Here is a 16,422-nt window from a genome sequence, read left to right as displayed (position 1 = left end):
TGGAAGGGGATCGAGAGATGCTGCAGTCCATCCGCAAGGGCGTTGCGGGCATCGACCAGCAGCACGGCCGTGAGTTTGATCCAACCAGCGAACGCCTCTCCGCCAGTCTGTTGGCAACGGCCAAGAGCAACGGCCTGGAACGCGTGGATCATGTCGTGCTGGGCAATCCGCCTACCAACGGCTCTGGGCAGCGCATGTTCGTCGTGCAAGGCGAGCTCGACAACCCGGCACATCAGCGCGCATCGGTTGCGATCAGCGAAGCGATCAACACACCCGTGGAGCAGTCGCTCGCCAAGGCAGAGCAGATTTCGCAGGTACAGCACCAGATTGCCCAGCAAGACCACGCCCAAGAGCAGACGCGAGCCGCGATGCGCACGGGGTAGGAGCAGTCCACCACTCATGCAGATGGCCGCCCTTTTTCCGCTTTCTGCGATTACGGCAGCAGCCTGGTTCGCGGCAGAGGCCGGTGGCGGCGAACGGCCGGCGCCAGCCGGCCGTGCCCAGCATTCGTTGCGGGCCCCTCTGCCCTATTGCGCGCGCCCCTTCACCTGCTCCTGCTGCTGGTCCTGCACGCGCTGGTTGAACTGGCTGTCCAGTTCCGCGCTTTGCCTGGTGCTGGCTTCCACCGACTGGGAAACGGCCTGCTGCCGGTCCACGAAGGCGCGCTGTGCAGCCGGATCGCCCAATGCACCCTGCACCGCGAACAGGCCGCTGCCATCGGGGCGCGCGACCACATGGTCGATCTGGCGCATGCCGGCCACCTTGCTCTCGTAGGCCAACTGGCCGGCGGCGCGTTCGGTCTCCTGTGCGCTGCCAAACAGCGGGCACAGCCCGGCCTGCGCGCGTTGCTGCTGCAGCGCCTGCAGCTTTTCCAGGGCCTGGCTGAAACGCGGGTTCTCGGCATGGCCAGCATCGCGCATGCTGGGCGCGGCCGGGGCAGCGGCAGGATCGGTACGTGCCGGTTCGCTGCGCGCCGGATCGGTGGCGGCGTGCGCCCCCGCCTTCACCGCCGCCGGGTCGGCCAAGCGGGCCAGGGTCAGGCGGCCCGCCTTGCCGTCGTCGTCCAGGCCGTTGCTGGCCTGGAACTGCTTCACCGCCGCCAGGGTGTCCTTGCCGAAGATGCCATCCACGCCCAGCGCCCTGCCGTCGGCCGCGGTGTAGCCCAGCGCCGCCAGCTTGCCCTGCAGCGCCTTCACCTCATCGCCGCGCTCGCCCTTCACCAGCATGCCGTCGGCCATCGGCGCCGGCGCTGCGCTGCGTGCGGCCTGCGCGGCGTCGGGCCCCTGCGCGTGGACCTTGCCGCCCAACGTGATGCGGTCGTTAAGCATGTCGCCCAGATAGCGGCGGAACTGCTCGGGTTCCACTTCGATGTGCGCGTGCACGGCCTTGGTGCCTGCGTTCGACTGCTTCACCAGCGGCGCGCCGTACTCGACGAAGTCGCCGTTCTTGTACGGCGAGGACCCCACCGCGCCGTGCAGCACCTGGCCAACCAGTTCGCGCCGCGGATCGCCGGCCGGGTGGCTGTAGATCGCGATGCCGTTGGTCGGATCCTTCAGGAACTGCACGTAGCCGGCCACCGGCGCGGGGATCATCACGTCGCGGTTGGCCAGGCGGTCGGTCAGGATCAGGTCCTTGCGCACCAGCGGAATGCCGTTCCTGTCGCCGCTGGTGCGGATGTTCTCCATTTCGCCTTCCACCATGCCCGACTGCCGGTCGGCCTTGCTGGCATCGCCGGTACGCACGGCTTCGGCATTGGTGTTGGGATGGTGGATCTTCAGCAGGCGATAGGCCGCCTCCCCGCTCATGCCGTGGTCCAGCGTGCGATTGCTGGTGACATTGCCGTACGGCTCGACCACCGTGATGCGGCCACCACCTGGGGCCGCAGCCACGGCGGCGGCAGCTGGGGCCGGTGCCTGCGCGTGGCTGCGCTCGGCCGCCGGCGCACGCGTCTGCGTACCCGCGCCCAGCGCGGCCAGCGTATCGCGACCGGCCTTGCCATCTTCCTCAAGCCCGTGCGCCTTCTGGAACTGGCGTACCGCGTGTTCGGTGTTGCCGCCGAAATCGCCATCGGGGTTCAGCGCCTTGCCGTCCTTGCCGGTGTAGCCAGCCTGCGCCAGCTTCTGCTGCAGGGCCTGCACTTCGGCCCCACGCTCGCCCTGCACCAGCACGCCGTCGGCCATTGCGGCGCGCGCGGCATGGCCGCCACGTGGGCGATGCAGCGGCTCACCGAACGCCTGTTCGTAGGTCTTGCCCTGGTAGTCCTGCGGGTGGCGGTTGACCTGCTCGTACCGCGCCAACCCGACCAGATCCGCCTTTTCATTGAGCGTGCGTTCGCGCAGCGCAGGCCATTGCGTGGGTGAGCTTTCGAAGTGCCTTTGCACGTTGTCGTGCTTGTAGTCCTGCACCGCGCGTACGATCTGTTCGTCGCTCAGCTCGGACAGCTTGTAATCGTCGCCGTAGGCCGCCTTCAGGCCGTTGACGAACACACCGCGGGTCATGTTGCGGTACTGCACCGAGGTGCTCCACAGCGCGTCCTGCACCGCCGGGCCACGACCCTGCAGATCCATGCCTGCGTCCTTCAGGCGACTCAGCTGCTTGTCGTAGTACTGGTGCTGGATGAAGTCGTGCTGGTCACTGGCGAAGGCCCCCTTGTCGCGCTCGGCGACCTCTTTCCAGCGATCGTTGAAGGCCTGGGTGGCCGGCGCCAGGCCACGGAACTCGGCACCGTAGCGCGAACCCGCCAGGTATTCGTCCACCCCGCCCACGGCGCTGGCGAACTGGTAGGTGCCATAGGACACGCCGCCATGGTCACCCCTGCCGGAGGAAATCCAGCCGGGACCACGGTTGCTGGTTTCGTAGCTTGCAGAGGTCTGGCCGCGATGCCAGCCGTCCATCGCCTTCTTTGCGTCGGTCACTACGTCCATGCTGCAGTTCTCCTTACGTTAGGCGGTTCGATGGGTTCGGTTCAGGGGTGATCGGTAGCCGCGTTCAACTGGTCCACGCGGTTGGCCACGCGGTTGATGCGGCAGGACTGCGCGTCCAGCATCTGGCCCTGGCCTTCGGTGCGCGGATCCCAGGTGCAGTAGCGGTTGGTGTCGGCCCACCACGCAGCCTGCGCGTCCATCCAGTCATCTTTTTCCTTGCTGTCCGGGCTGGCCACCTTCGTTGCAACGATCTCTGCCAACCGGTCTTCCTGGTAGCGCAGTTCCTCATCGCCGCAGGCCTGCAGCGCGGGCGTCACGCCGTTGGAGGCATCCACGCAGGCGGTGTACTGCGGACGCAGCGTGGCCTTGTTGTACGAGTCATCCGGGCGCGCGGCCGGGAAGTCATCATCATCGGCGTCGGCCGCCGTGGCCGCGGCGGGCGCCGTCTGCGCCGTCTGCGCGGTCGGCCCGGGCGCGCTGCCTGTCGCAGCCGCGGCCACGGGGGCAGCCGGCACGGCCGCATCCGCCGATGTGTCCTTGCACGCAGCCACGACCGTGCCGATGGCCAGGGCGAACACGAGTGCACCGGCATTGGCGGACAGCGCGCGACCGATGCACGGGAAAAGCGTCATTGCCTTCATTGCTCATATCTCCTTGAAAACGGATCACTGAAGACCCGGTGCCAGCGTGTGCGCCTGCAGCTCGACAGCACGGTTGGCGTAGCGATTGATGCGGCACGACTGCGCGTCCAGCAGCGCACCCACATGGTCACTGATGGGTGCGCAGCGATTGTCGGTGTCTTTGGCCCAATAGGCCTGCTCATCCATCCAGCGGTCCTTGGCCGGGCCGTCCGGGCCGGCCATCAACCGCGACACCTGTGCGACCAGCTGTTCCTGCTGGTAGGCGAACTCGGTGGCATCGCACGCCTGGAGCTTGTCATCCATGCCACGCGCATCCTGCACACAGCGGGTGTACTGCGGGCGCAGCGAGGCCTGGGTGAAGGAGGTATCGCGTGAGCGGATGTGCGCCAGCAGGGCATCGGCGCGGTAAGCCACGCGGGACAGGCGGCACTCCTGCGCGGCCAGCAGCGCATCCACTGCGGCGTTGGCGGACGCGGTGCAATAGCGGTCGGTATCGCGGCGCCACGCCGCTTCGGTGGCCGCGAAGGCCGCGCTGGCGCCGTCATCCAACCCCGCCACGATGGTGGCGGTCGCCGCCTGCAGATGTTTCTGCTGGTAGGCCAGTTCTTCCCTGCCACAGGTCTGCAGGGTGCCTGCATCCTGCACGCCTTCCACGCAGCGGAAGTAGGCCGGCCGCAGGCGCCCCTTGCTGTAGGACGCATCGGGATAACGGACAGCAGGTGGCGTCGCGGTCGCTGCAGCCGACGCCGTAGGCGCAGCAGGTTGGCAGGCGGCCAGGCCCGTGCACAGCAGCAACGCCGCCCAGCGGCGGCCGGCAGGGGGTATGAGGTGGCCCATCGCCTGCATCACGTGCGCCTCCATTGCGAGTGGTCGGCAGCTGCCGCCCCAGGCGGGGCCGTCCATCGGCCCCATCACCCGGCCATGCTAAGGCAGCCCCAGCAGCCGGTGCCTGACTGGATTCATGTTGCGTGAAGGCGGTCGCACATCCCCGTTCCAGGGGCAGCTATCGCGGCGATCGTCCCGCGTTGACGACCCGCCCCCGGCCAGCCGGTATAGTTCGGCGCTCCCCATGGAATGGATGCGTAGAACAGATGAAGCAGCACACGCGGATGCGCACGCCCCTGGCCGCCCTGATGGTGGCCGCCCTGGCCATCGGCACAGCCAGTGCGGCGCCAGCCCCCAGCGGCCTCAGTCCCACCTTTACCGCCTGCCGCGACAGCGCGCAGGGTGCGATTGAACAGGCGGCGTGCCTGTCGGCGGAAAGCACCCGCCAGGACCAGCGCTTGAACCAGGCCTACACGCAGCTGCAGGCCCGCCTGATCGGCGACAACCGCATCAAACTGGTGAACGCACAGCGCGCCTGGCTGCAGTCGCGCAGCCGCGACAGCGAATTGGATACTGCCCTGTATGACAACTCGCAGGTGGGCAACCTGCAGAGTGGACTGGACGATGTGATGCGCCTGAGCGCACGCGCCGACCAGCTGCAGAAGTATCTGCAACTGCTGGACTGACCCGTTGGAGGGCCCGCCCTCCCCGATGCACACGGAACTAAGGGGGGCCGGCAGCCACCACGCGATCACCACCTTCCAGCAGCAGGGCCTGCCCGCCACCGGCATTGCCGACGCGGATACCCGCCAGGCACTGGCCAGCGACGTGCAGTAGCGTGCGCAGGGCCAGAGCCAGGGCCAAGGGCAAATCCCGAACCCGGACCAGGCCAGCGCCGCCGAGCCCACTCGCGAGACGGTGTACCCGTTGTCCGACCCGCGCAGCCGCAGAACTGGCTGTACACCGAGACGCTGGTGCAGGTGAAGTTCGCCGAGGAAGCGCGTGGCCTGCCGTCGGGCGAGCACAGCGAAAAGCTGGCGGCCGCGCTGACCGTGGAGGCCGCACGTTCGGGCCTGTGGCGGGTGGACCGGGTGGAACTGAACCAGGATGGTTCCATGGCCCGCGCCGTGCAGGCCAATGCACTGCACGACGAAAGCGCGTTGAACCGCAACACCGCACCGGTGTCCACCGCCGATGCCATGCGCCAGAGCGTGCAGGAAAACAGCGAGCGTGCCCTGCAGGCAGGCGATCAGCAGCGCGAGCAGCAGAAGATCGACCAGCAGACCCAGCAGCACGGCCCGCGGGCCATGATGGCCTGAGCAACACCCGCCCCGGGGTTGCCCGGGGCGGATGCGGGTGGTCAGAAGAACGACCCGGCTTCTATCAGTTAGAGTTCCTGGGGGCGTTCCGGCTCCACAATTGGCGCGTGCTGCTCATAGTCCGTCTGCTTCCAGCCGCCGCCATCACCTGCCACCCACTGGAAGGTCCAGGTCTCAATGAAGCCGCCAGGGAGTTCGTTGGTGATGGTGTAGCGCTCCCCGGGTGCACCCGCCGGCGGCAGTGCGACCGGCGGGGCTGCGGCCGACACTGCCAAGGCGCCATTACCGACTTTCCGATGGCTCACGGTCAGCACACCCAGATCCATTACGCGGCGTTCTGCATCAGGCATGTTGTCCAACCAATGTGCGATCGCCATCGCTTCGCTGGAGCCCGCACGATAATGCGAAACCTGTTCGATCACGAAGGAGGCAGGCGCCGCGCCTGCAACTGCTGACATTGCAGCCAAGCCAAGTGCCAGTAGCGCAGAAGAGAAGTATTTTGCTTTTTTATAGGCGGTCATTGCTCGTTCCTTGATGGCGTGCATGATTGCACCGGCCAAGCGTGTGCTGGGCCCGCACGTTCCTCCATCAGAAAATTTGCAAACGCATCTCCCCGACTGCTTCGGGGGCGGATGCGGGGGTCAGCGCTTCCGCTGGGGCGCGGGCCCGACGCCCCGCCCGTGCCACTCGTAGTGGGTCTGCTTCCAGCGGCCGCCCTCGGTCGCCACCCACTGCAGGGTCCAGGTTTCGACCTGGCCCCCCGGCCGTTCATGGGTCAGCGTGACCTGCTCGCCGGGCGCACCCGACGCGGGCAGCGGAAACGGCGCGCCTTCCACCCACCGTGCGGTGTAGGTCGCCCCATCCTGGCGCTGGCGCAGGGTCAGCGTTTCCGGGTCCATCATGCGCTGATTGGCGTCGGGCACACGGTCCAGCCAGTCAAGGATCGCCTTCGCCTCGGGCGTTCCCGCACGATGGTGGGAAACGTGTTCGACGATGGTGGTCGTGGTGGCGGCGTCGGGCGCGGCGGCAACCGTGGCCGGCAGTGTGGCCAGGCCAAGGGCCAGCAGCAGCGGCAACGAACCAGCGTAGGCCTTGCGTGCAGTCATGGGTCGTCCTTGAGTCTGTGCGTGATGGCACAGACCGATCATGGCCGCGGCGACGGCGGGTTTCAATCAGGAGGGTTGCAGATGCCCGCCGCCGACGCCGCGGTCAGTGCGCACCGCCGCGACCGCCCACCTGTTCGATCAGGGTCTGGCTGGCGGCATTGAGGCCCACCACCGTTACCTGCGCGCCATGCGCGGCCAGCTTTTCCTGCGCGCGTTCCAGCGCCGCCACCGCGGTCAGGTCCCACAGGTGGGCCTCGCGCAGGTCGATCTGCACCTTCGGCGCCACGTGCTGGTAATCGAAGGCCGCGCCCAGCTGGCCGGCCGAGGCGAAGAACACTTGGCCGCGCACGCGGTAGACCTGTTCGTCGCCCAGGGTTTCGTGCTGCACGATCAGCATGCGGCCGACCTTCCGTGCGAAGAACAGCGCCGACAGCAGCACGCCGCTGAGCACGCCCTTGGCCAGATCGTGCGTGGCCACGGTGACCACCACGGTCAGCAGCATCACCGCCGACGAACTGCGCGGATGGGTGCGCAGGTCACGCAGCGAACGCCAGCTGAAGGTGCCGATGCTGACCATGATCATCACCGCCACCAGCGCGGCCATGGGAATCTGCCGCACCAGGTCGCTGCCGTACACCACCAGTACCAGCAGCAGCACGCCGGCCACCAGGCACGACAGGCGGCCGCGCCCACCGGAGGTCACGTTGATGACCGACTGGCCGATCATCGCGCAGCCGGCCATGCCACCCAAGAAACCGGTGATCGTATTGGCCACGCCCTGGCCGACGCACTCGCGGTTGCGCTCGCTGGGCGTTTCGGTGATGTCCTCGACGATCTGCAGGGTCATCATCGATTCCAGCAGCCCGACCACGGCCAGGGTGGCCGACACCGGCAGCAGGATGCGTAGGGTTTCCCAGCTGAAGGGCACATCGGGCATGAGGAAGTGCGGCAGGCTGTCGGGCAGCTGGCCCATGTCGCCCACGCTGCGCACGTCGATGCCGAAGCCGATGACCGCGGCGGTAAGCACCACGATCGCCACCAGCGGCGAGGGCACCGCGCGGGTGATGCGCGGCAGCAGGTAGATGATGGCCAGCGCCGCGGCGCACAGCACGTACACGGTGGGGCCACGGCCGATCAGTTCCGGCATCTGCGCCAGGAAGATCAGGATCGCCAGCGCGTTGACGAAGCCGGTGATGACCGAACGCGATACGAAGCGCATCAGCGAACCCAGCTTGAACACGCCGGCCAGCACCTGCAGCAGGCCGGCCAGGATGCTGGCGGCGAACAGGTACTGCAGGCCGTGGTCCTTCACCAGATCGACCATGACCAGGGCCATGGCGCCGGTGGCGGCGGAAATCATGCCCGGGCGGCCACCGGCAATGGCGGTGACCACGGCGATGGAGAACGCCGCGTACAGGCCCACCTTGGGGTCGACCCCGGCAATGAGCGAGAACGCGATGGCCTCGGGAATCAGGGCCAGGGCGACGACCATGCCGGACAGCAGGTCACCACGGATGTTGCCGAGCCATTGCTGGCGCAGGGGATAGGACGTTTGCATGGGAAAACTCCGCGCGCACGGGCATGGGGCCACGTGGCGCTGCAGTGGAAAGACACGGATTCCTGAGCCGGAGGGCCGGCTGCCGATGGGCGGCAAGGGTCAGGGTGGCGTGATCACTGCGGTCGAGGGTCGGTGCGTGGAAGGGGCGCAGTCTACGGGAAGCGGCGCGGCGGGGATAGCGCGGGCGTGGCGGCCACGCGGCCGGGCATGGCCCGGCTCTACAATGGAAGCATGGCCGCCGACCGCCCACCGTTCTTCGATCCCAGCAGCGAACAGGGCGTGCTGCGCCTGTCCATCGCCGCCTCGCTGCTGCTGGCCGCCGCCGCCGTGGTATTCGGGCTGCTGGCCAATTCCTCGCTGATCATCTTCGACGGCATCTACGGCCTGATCGACGTGGTGATGACCTGGCTGTCACTGCTGGTGACCCGGCTGATCGCCCTGTCCACCAATACCGATGCGCTGCAGTCGCGGTTGAACCAGCGCTTCACCATGGGCTTCTGGCACCTGGAACCGATCGTGCTGGGGGTGAGCGGCACGCTGATGATCGGCGCGGCGCTGTACGCACTGGTCAATGCGGTGGATGCCCTGATGTCCGGTGGGCGGCATATCGCGCTCGGCCCGGCCATCATCTTCGCCGGCCTGTCCATCGTGGCCGAGGGCACGCTGGCGGGGTTCATCGTGCGCGCCAACCGCCGCATCGGCTCGGAATTCATTGCGCTGGACGCAAAGAACTGGGTGATCGCCGCCAGCATGTCGGCCTGCTACCTGGTCGCGTTCCTGGGCGGGGTGCTGGTGCGCGGCACCTCGCTGGCGTGGGTGGGGCCGTATATCGACCCGGCCATCCTGGCCTTCGTCTGCGTGCTGGTGATGATCGCCCCGCTGGGCACGGTGCGCCGGGCGCTGGCCGGCATCCTGCTGGTCACCCCGCCGGAACTGCAGGCGCACGTGGATGCAGTGGCTCGCGATGTGGTGGCCCGGCATGGCTTCGTCGAACACCGCAGCTACGTGGCCCAGGTGGGGCGTGGCGAGCAGATCGAGCTGTTCTTCGTGGTGCGCGAGGACGACCCGCCGCGGGCGCTGCTGGAATGGGACCGGCTGCGCGACGAGATCGGCGATGCGCTGGGCGATGCCTCGCCGGACCGCTGGCTGACCATCATGTTCACCACCGACCGCGAATGGACGATCTAGCACCGCCGGACGATTCATCAATATTTGCGGACGATCTGTCACCCATCGTCCATGAAAAGCGGGCAAAGTAGCTCCATCGAAACACCCACCCACTGACCAGGAGCATCCCATGTCCATCGAAAAGGTTCTGTACACCGCCCAGGCCACCTCCACCGGCGGCCGTGAAGGCCGTTCGGTCTCGTCCGACAACGTGCTGGACATCCAGCTGTCCACCCCGCGCGAACTGGGCGGCGCCGGCGGCCCGGGCACCAACCCGGAACAGCTGTTCGCAGCCGGTTATTCGGCCTGCTTCCTGGGCGCGCTGAAGTTCGTGGCCGGCCAGGCCAAGGTCGCCCTGCCCGCCGATACCACCGTGACCGGCAAGGTCGGCATCGGCCAGATCCCGACCGGTTTCGGCATTGAAGCAGAGCTGACCATCAACGTGCCGGGCGTGCCGCGCGAGCAGGTGGAAGAACTGGTGCAGAAGGCCCACATCGTCTGCCCGTACTCCAACGCCACCCGCGGCAACATCGACGTGACCCTGATCGTTGCCTGAAGGTTCGGCAGCGTGCCGGCTAATGGTCGGCACGTTGCGCTTTGACGTAAGTCGGCTCGCCGTTGGAGCCTATATCTCTACTGCGTTGACAGCTCCAATTCCCTCACCGCGTCGGCGGCAGCTGCAGAGGCGGGCATGTACCAATTCACATCCTGAGGAAAATCGGCGTGGGTGCCGGAAGGAAAAACAGACAAGCAACTTGCATCGTCGTCAGCAACACCACAGATCAGCTTGCCATCCTGCTCAGTGCAGCCATCGGTAGTCATTACCCACGCTTCCTCATCACCCAGAGCCCCCAACGCGACCACATCCGGAGCACTGAATCTCTTCGCGTTGAAGCTGCGGGTGAGCACTTTTCTGACCGGTTGGCTTGAAGTGTGGCCAATACTGGCAAGCGTGGTGTCAAGCGTGTGGGGATTGGTCAGCCAATGAACTTCTCCAGCTGACAATCGCCCCACTCTGCAGTCTCCGCAAAAGAGGGCGGTTGCTCCGCCGCTTTCGAGATCAAGCATGATGAGTGCATATGCTGCCTTCTCGCAGATGTGGACTCTTCGGATGCTTTCATGAACCGACCGCAGAACTGCAGTAACGTGCTCGGAGGTTGCGATCGGGTGCGCTTTCCATTCATCCATGGACCGTGTGACCAGATCCATGGCCAGTCCGCTACCTGCACGGCTGGTCGTTGCTTGATCCACGATTATCGCCAATAGCCAGCCATTGACGATGCACGCGCCTCCCGCGTCCTGATTGATGTGACGCCCTTCCCCCTTGAATGACTGCCACTGCACTCTCATCTCGACGCGACTCCAGCAACGTCCTCAAGGCGTTCAAAGATGAGTTCTGCTACTCCGGCGTCACCTGCCGAAGCGCTTTGCACCGCGTAGTCAATATCCGGATGCTCCAGTAGACGAGCGATTCCAGCACTGATGTATTGGCTGATGTCATCGTCTGCCGCCAGAACCTCTGCGACGATCTCCGCGCGACCATTGAACATGGAGAGAATATCCTCAACGTCCTGGCTGCTCAGAACATCATTGCGCCCACGCCCCTTGAAAGCTTCTAGCTTGGTGGCTAGAAAGTAGACGGGGCTTACGAGCCTCACCTGCGTTGAACCCAACTCCATGGTGACGGCGCTTTGGAGGGCAGGCGCATACCACTTGTTCCCAAAGCCGAGAATAGCCGCGTCGTCTGGCATGAAGTCGACACGAAGTTCACCCAGTTTCATGGCGCATGCGGGCATCTCAGCATGAAGATCATGGGTGAAGCCGCGTGCGAGCAACTCCCTCTGAAGATCCTGCCACCCGACATTGCCAATAACTGGCACGATGAGGTCGACATCCATGGTGTGCCGGACGGAGTCCTTCGCCAGCTCATCGGTCAACTGAAGCCCGGTTGTGCAGCCACCAACAAACGCCACCTGCTGCATGAGTTCTGGCCCAAGAGCTGAGGCAACGGCAGTGAGCATCTCCTTATGAAGATTGAACGTTGTCACATCATGACTCCATGATTTCCCGAAGAAGGTCGGCGGCTATGGACTGCTCGCGCGCCTGTCCTATACGCATGGCATCGGCCAGGGAGAGCATCGCATACAGCAGGGGATCATCCGCCACCGCCTGCGCCACGCCCTCGGACAGGGGCTCAACTGCCTGACCCTTGATGCTGCCTCGAGGATCAGGCCAAACCGGCACGAACTCGCCTGCGGTTACGATTTGATCACGTAACACTGGCGCCGCCATCGCCGTGGGAATGCCACGTGTGACCTGCCCTCTGCGGGCGGGAAACACGTATCGCACGGCATGCACGATTACCCCCAGAAGTGCCTTGCCATTGGCCTTCGGCAAGCCGGTCCGCCTGTCTACAACCGCAATTCCACTTTCGAGACTACGGTTCAAAGACAAGCTGACCTGGCTCTTGCTGATTCCAGTCGTCGCGGCGAGCTGCCGTACCGTGAACAGGCTTCTTCTATGCTCGTCGTACCCAACTTCACTCAACTCCTTTGGATCTGGCTGGAGAACCTCAGATGGCGCCAGAGTCTCCCATCCTTTCCATGCATCACTGCGGAGCAATGCCGGTAGCGGTCGTTCGCTGGACCATAGGCTGTGGATTTTGAATAGCAGAACCAAATCTTGACTTTTCATTTCGGCGCCCCCTATCTGTCCCTCGTCCTAGGACAAGGGACATCCTCGCAGGGAGGATTTGCGTTTGTCAAATAAAATGGGCGGATGCCGGTCGAAACCGGGCATCCGCCCATCCCACCTCGGGTGGGCCCCGGCACAGGCCGGGGACGCATTCGCTTATTTCTCGCTGGTGATGAGCTGCACCACGCTGGAGAAATCCAGCTTGCCGCGGCCGGCCTGGTGGTTCATCGAGTACAGGTTGCGGGCCACTTCGCCCAGCGGGATCGAGGCGCCGACGCTCATCGCTGCTTCCACGGCCAGGCCCATGTCCTTCAGCATCAGATCGCTGCCGAAGCCGCCGCTGTAGCCGCGCGAGGCCGGCGCATTTTCCAGCACGCCGGGCCACGGATTGCACACTTCGGTGGCCCAGCTGCGGCCGGTGCTGACCGCCATCATCTGCGACAGCACCTTCGGGTCCAGACCGTGCGCCACGCCCAGGGCGATGGCTTCGCCGGTCACCGCCATGATCACGCCCAGCGCCATGTTGTTGCACAGCTTGGCGACCTGGCCGGCACCGCTGGCACCCACGTGGAAGATGTTCTTGCCCATCGCCTGCAGTACCGGACGGGCGCGCTCCAGCGCGTCCTCTTCGCCACCGACGATGAAGGTGAGGGTGCCGGCCTGGGCACCGGCGGTACCGCCGGAAACCGGCGCATCGATCATCTGCAGGCCGCGTGCGGCAGCCGCTTCGGACACCTTGCGGGCACTGGCCGGGGCAATGGTGCTGCAGTCGATGACCAGTGCTCCGGCCGGAATGGCGGCCAGGATGCCATCGTCACCCAGGTACACGCCTTCGACATGGCGGCTGGCCGGCAGCATCGAGATCACGATCTCGGCATCGGCCAGGGTCTCGCGCGCCGACGCGGCGGCACTGGCGCCGGCATCGACTGCCGCCTGCACGGCGGCCGGCACAAGATCGAACACGCGTACGCTGTGGCCGTTCTTGACCAGGTTGGCGGCCATCGGGCCACCCATGTTGCCCAACCCGATGAATGCAATGCGGCTCATGCAAGGCTCCTTTCAGCCATGGGGGTACCCAGGTCGGCCAGCGGATGCGCGGCGTCGGCCCAGGGGGAAACGAAGAAGGTTTCGGCCCAGGCGGTGGTGGCCTCGGCCAGGGTGGCCGGGTTCCACTGCGGGTTGCGGTCCTTGTCGATCAGCAGCGCGCGGATGCCTTCGGCGAAATCGCCATGGGCGGCGCAGTGCAGTGCGGTGATGTATTCCAGGCGGTAGACGCTGGCCAAGTCCTGGCCGGCGCTGCGCCGCTGCAGTTCGAAGGCCAGCCGCGCCGAACCGGGTGCACCGGCGGCCAGCGTCTTCTGCGCCGCCTGCAACCAGGCATCGTCGGTCTGCAGGTCGCGGATGCGCGCGATGATCGCGGGCAGGTCCTCGCCCTCGCACAGCGCATCGACCGTCGCGGCATTGGCCAGCAGCGGGCCGGTGGCGGCATCGCTGGCATGCGACTGCAGCAGCTGGCTCAGGCGTTCGTGGTTGTGCGCGGCATCGCTCGACCATGCCACCTGCAGCAGCGCGTCGAACACGGCGCTGCGACGTTCCTCGGCCACGTGCAGATCGGCCAGGCCGGCATAGATGGCGTCGCCCGGGTTCAGCAGCGCACCGGTCAGGGCCAGGAACAGGCCTGCCCTGCCCGGCACGCGCGGCAGCAGCCAGCTGCCACCCACATCGGGGAACAGGCCCACGGTGATTTCCGGGAAGGCCAGCTTGGAACGCTCGCTGACCACGCGGTGGCTGGCGCCGGACATCAGGCCGATGCCCCCGCCCATCACAATGCCGTGGCCCCAGCACAGGATCGGCTTGGCGTAGGTGTGGATGAGGTAATCGACGCGGTATTCGACGTCGAAGAACTCGGCGGCGTACGCGTTTTCGCGGATGTCGGCGTGGCCGCCTTCGCGGAAGGCGACCATGGCCTTGTACAGGCTGTGCAGGTCGCCACCGGCACAGAACGCCTTTTCGCCAGCGCCCTGCAGCACCACCATCGCGATGCCGTCATCATCGGCCCAAGCGTTCAACTGCTTCAGCAGCAGGTGCGCCATCGGCAGCGAGAAGCCATTGAGCGTGCGCGGCGCGTTGAGCGTAGCGAAGCCGATGCGCGTGCCGTTGCCCGCAACGCGCGCTTCGAACAGCACTGGTGCTTCGTCGGCAACGGTGTCGGTGCTCATGCGTTCTTCCACTGCGCGGCGCGCTTTTCCAGGAAGGCGGTCACGCCCTCGACCTGGTCGGCGGTGTCGAACAGATCGACGAAGGCTTCGCGCTCGGCCACCAGCGCCGAGGCGTGGGTTCCGGTGCGGGTGGACTGCACCAGGGTCTTGCAGGCGGCGATGCTGGTCGGGCTCTGCTTGCCGGCCTTCTTCGCCCATTCCAGCGCCAGCGCCTTGGCTTCGCCCTTGCCGACCTTTTCTTCGGCTAGGCCAATGCGCACGGCGGTTTCGGCATTGATGCGCTCGCCCAGCAGGATCATGCGCTTGGCCCAGCCCTCGCCGACCAGGCGCGGCAGGTTCTGGGTGCCGCCGGCGCACGGCAGCAGGCCGACGGTGGCCTCCGGCAGTGCGACCTGGGCATGGTCTTCGATGATGCGCAGATCGCAGGCCAGCGCGCATTCCAGGCCACCGCCCATGGCGTAGCCGTTGATGGCGGCGATGGACACGCCACGGAATGCGGACAGCGCTTCGAAGGCTTCACCGAAACGACGCGCGGCTTCGCGTGCAGCGGCCTTGTCGCCGGACGCGAACTGGTTGAGGTCGGCGCCGGCGGAGAAGAACTTCTCGCCGTCACCGGTGATCACCAGGGCGTAGATGTCGCGGTCTGCGTTGAGCGCGCCCACCAGGTCGCGCAGCGCGGCCAGGCTGTGCACGGTCCAGGTGTGCGCCGGCGGGTTGTGCAGGGTGACCACGGCGGTGTGGCCGTCGGCCTCGACCTTCAGGCCCACGTGCTCCTGGGTACGCCAATCCTTCATCGCAGTTCCTCTTCGGTGTTGAGCAGGTGGCGGGCAACGATCACCCGCATGATCTCGTTGGTGCCTTCCAGGATCTGGTGCACGCGGCTGTCGCGCAGCAGGCGCTCGATCGGGTATTCGCGGATGTAGCCGTAACCGCCGTGGATCTGCAGCGCTTCGTTGCATATCCTGAAGCCGGCGTCGGTGGCGAAGCGCTTGGCCATCGCGCACCACACGTTGGCATCGCTGGCACCGGCATCGAGCTTGCGCGCGGCCGAGTGCACCATCTGCCGCGCGGCGACCAGTTCGATGGCCATGTCGGCCAGCTTGAACTGCAGTGCCTGGAAATCGGCCAGCGCCTTGCCGAACTGGCGGCGCTCGCCCATGTAGCGGCGTGCGGCATCCAGCGCGCCCTGCGCGGCGCCCAGCGAGCAGGCGGCGATGTTGATGCGGCCGCCGTCCAGCCCCTTCATCGCCAGCTTGAAGCCGCCGCCTTCCTCTCCCAGAAGGTGGCTGACCGGCACGCGGACGTTTTCGAAGGTGATGCCGCGGGTGGGCTGGCTGTTCCAGCCCATCTTCTCTTCCTTGCGGCCATAGCTGATGCCCGGCAGGTCGGCCGGCACCGCGATGGCACTGACACCGCCCGCGCCGGCACCGCCGGTACGCGCCATCACCACCAGCAGCTCGGTGGCACCGGCGCCGGAGATGAAGGCCTTGGAGCCGTTCAGCACATAGACGTCGCCATCGCGCACGGCGGTGGTCTTCAGCGAGGCCGCATCGGAGCCGGCGCCCGGCTCGGTCAGGCAGTACGAGGCCAGCTTGCTGCCCGAGGACAGATCGGTGCCCCACGCGTCGCGCAGTGCGTCCTGGCCCCACTTGGACACCATCCACGAGGCCATGTTGTGGATGCTGATGTACGCCGCGGTCGACGGATCGACGTTGGCGAGCTCCTCGATGACGACGGCGGCGTCCAGACGGCTCAGGCCGCTACCGCCGACTTCCGGGTCCATGTACAGACCGCAGAAGCCCAGTTCACCGGCCTTGGCGATCGCCTCGCGCGGAAAGATGCCCTCCGCATCCCATCGCGCGGCGTGCGGCGCCAGTTCGGCCTGTGCGAAGTCACGCGCGGCTTCGCGGTACGCCTGCTGCGCTTCTTCCTGGTCCGTCGTCATCGAGTGGCTCATGGCTGCTCCCGC

General features: G+C 66.4%; 19 protein-coding genes. 6 read left to right on the top strand and 13 right to left on the bottom strand.

Translation table 11 applies throughout. From position 1 onward, the window contains the following. Positions 1–17 precede the first annotated feature (17 nt). The gene (locus C1922_RS01380; RefSeq protein ID WP_234413435.1) at positions 18–383 is read left to right on the top strand and encodes an XVIPCD domain-containing protein; all 366 of its coding nucleotides are present in this window, start codon (positions 18–20) and stop codon (positions 381–383) included. Positions 384–527: 144 nt separating this feature from the next. Here C1922_RS01380 and C1922_RS01375 read toward each other — a convergent pair whose 3' ends face one another. The 3 genes from C1922_RS01375 to C1922_RS01365 are packed head-to-tail and all read right to left on the bottom strand — an operon-like array spanning position 528 to position 4,411. Then, on the bottom strand, positions 528–2,924 hold the full coding sequence (locus C1922_RS01375) for a peptidoglycan-binding domain-containing protein (protein WP_108748145.1): 2,397 nt from the start codon (positions 2,922–2,924) through the stop codon (positions 528–530). Positions 2,925–2,965: 41 nt separating this feature from the next. Beyond that, entirely contained in the window at positions 2,966–3,565 is a 600-nt protein-coding gene (locus C1922_RS01370) for a lysozyme inhibitor LprI family protein (RefSeq protein WP_108748144.1), read from the bottom strand. A 24-nt stretch (positions 3,566–3,589) separates the two neighbouring features. Beyond that, positions 3,590–4,411 (bottom strand): lysozyme inhibitor LprI family protein, encoded by an 822-nt coding sequence (locus tag C1922_RS01365; RefSeq protein WP_325051582.1) that lies wholly within the window; start codon positions 4,409–4,411, stop codon positions 3,590–3,592. A 245-nt stretch (positions 4,412–4,656) separates the two neighbouring features. On the opposite strand from C1922_RS01365, the gene C1922_RS01360 reads away from it, so the two are divergent. From C1922_RS01360 to C1922_RS20600, 3 genes are all read left to right on the top strand, one after another. Beyond that, complete coding sequence (locus tag C1922_RS01360) at positions 4,657–5,076, top strand: lysozyme inhibitor LprI family protein (protein WP_108748142.1); 420 nt, start codon at positions 4,657–4,659, stop codon at positions 5,074–5,076. Between the two features lie 25 nt (positions 5,077–5,101). Next, the gene (locus C1922_RS20605) at positions 5,102–5,227 is read left to right on the top strand and encodes a peptidoglycan-binding domain-containing protein (protein ID WP_234413433.1); all 126 of its coding nucleotides are present in this window, start codon (positions 5,102–5,104) and stop codon (positions 5,225–5,227) included. Between the two features lie 137 nt (positions 5,228–5,364). Next, positions 5,365–5,709: an XVIPCD domain-containing protein gene (locus C1922_RS20600; protein ID WP_234413431.1), complete on the top strand. Its 345-nt coding sequence runs from the start codon at positions 5,365–5,367 to the stop codon at positions 5,707–5,709. A 68-nt stretch (positions 5,710–5,777) separates the two neighbouring features. On the opposite strand, the gene C1922_RS01350 is transcribed toward C1922_RS20600, so the two are convergent. The 3 genes from C1922_RS01350 to C1922_RS01340 all read right to left on the bottom strand — a co-directional run bounded on the left by C1922_RS01350 (position 5,778) and on the right by C1922_RS01340 (position 8,373). Beyond that, entirely contained in the window at positions 5,778–6,254 is a 477-nt protein-coding gene (locus tag C1922_RS01350) for a hypothetical protein (RefSeq protein WP_234413430.1), read from the bottom strand. A gap of 96 nt (positions 6,255–6,350) precedes the next feature. After that, the gene (locus tag C1922_RS01345) at positions 6,351–6,815 is read right to left on the bottom strand and encodes a hypothetical protein (RefSeq protein ID WP_108748140.1); all 465 of its coding nucleotides are present in this window, start codon (positions 6,813–6,815) and stop codon (positions 6,351–6,353) included. 103 nt (positions 6,816–6,918) lie between these two features. Beyond that, positions 6,919–8,373: a SulP family inorganic anion transporter gene (locus C1922_RS01340; RefSeq protein WP_108748139.1), complete on the bottom strand. Its 1,455-nt coding sequence runs from the start codon at positions 8,371–8,373 to the stop codon at positions 6,919–6,921. 207 nt (positions 8,374–8,580) lie between these two features. Between C1922_RS01340 and C1922_RS01335 the strand changes: the two genes are divergently transcribed. Together C1922_RS01335 and C1922_RS01330 are read left to right on the top strand one after the other, a co-directional pair. Continuing rightward, a complete protein-coding gene (locus C1922_RS01335; protein ID WP_108748138.1) occupies positions 8,581–9,561 on the top strand; it encodes a cation transporter in 981 nt (326 codons plus the stop codon). A 109-nt stretch (positions 9,562–9,670) separates the two neighbouring features. Then, a complete protein-coding gene (locus C1922_RS01330) occupies positions 9,671–10,096 on the top strand; it encodes an organic hydroperoxide resistance protein (protein WP_004153735.1) in 426 nt (141 codons plus the stop codon). Positions 10,097–10,173: 77 nt separating this feature from the next. Here the strand turns inward: C1922_RS01330 and C1922_RS20300 are convergent, their stop codons facing one another. From C1922_RS20300 to C1922_RS01300, 7 genes are all read right to left on the bottom strand, one after another. Then, the gene (locus C1922_RS20300) at positions 10,174–10,890 is read right to left on the bottom strand and encodes a hypothetical protein (RefSeq protein ID WP_159091821.1); all 717 of its coding nucleotides are present in this window, start codon (positions 10,888–10,890) and stop codon (positions 10,174–10,176) included. Next, on the bottom strand, positions 10,887–11,588 hold the full coding sequence (locus C1922_RS01325; protein WP_108748137.1) for a nucleotidyl transferase AbiEii/AbiGii toxin family protein: 702 nt from the start codon (positions 11,586–11,588) through the stop codon (positions 10,887–10,889). Before C1922_RS01325 ends, C1922_RS20300 begins: the two co-directional genes overlap by 4 nt. 1 nt (position 11,589) lies before the next feature. Beyond that, positions 11,590–12,234 (bottom strand): hypothetical protein, encoded by a 645-nt coding sequence (locus C1922_RS01320; RefSeq protein ID WP_108748136.1) that lies wholly within the window; start codon positions 12,232–12,234, stop codon positions 11,590–11,592. A 156-nt stretch (positions 12,235–12,390) separates the two neighbouring features. Further along, positions 12,391–13,281, bottom strand: coding sequence for a 3-hydroxyisobutyrate dehydrogenase (gene mmsB / locus C1922_RS01315; protein WP_108748135.1), 891 nt, complete (start codon positions 13,279–13,281; stop codon positions 12,391–12,393). After that, entirely contained in the window at positions 13,278–14,453 is a 1,176-nt protein-coding gene (locus C1922_RS01310) for an enoyl-CoA hydratase/isomerase family protein (protein ID WP_108748134.1), read from the bottom strand. Before C1922_RS01310 ends, mmsB begins: the two co-directional genes overlap by 4 nt. Further along, positions 14,450–15,247, bottom strand: coding sequence for an enoyl-CoA hydratase (locus C1922_RS01305; protein ID WP_108748133.1), 798 nt, complete (start codon positions 15,245–15,247; stop codon positions 14,450–14,452). The genes C1922_RS01310 and C1922_RS01305 overlap by 4 nt, the downstream gene beginning before the upstream one ends. Then, positions 15,244–16,410, bottom strand: coding sequence for an acyl-CoA dehydrogenase family protein (locus tag C1922_RS01300; RefSeq protein WP_108748132.1), 1,167 nt, complete (start codon positions 16,408–16,410; stop codon positions 15,244–15,246). Before C1922_RS01300 ends, C1922_RS01305 begins: the two co-directional genes overlap by 4 nt. Between the last annotated feature and the right edge of the window lie 12 nt (positions 16,411–16,422).

It is taken from the genome of Stenotrophomonas sp. ZAC14D2_NAIMI4_7, assembly GCF_003086675.1.
GTDB lineage: Bacteria > Pseudomonadota > Gammaproteobacteria > Xanthomonadales > Xanthomonadaceae > Stenotrophomonas.
The sequence above is the reverse complement of the archived record's forward strand: the minus strand, read 5'-3'. Positions and strand labels throughout refer to the sequence as shown.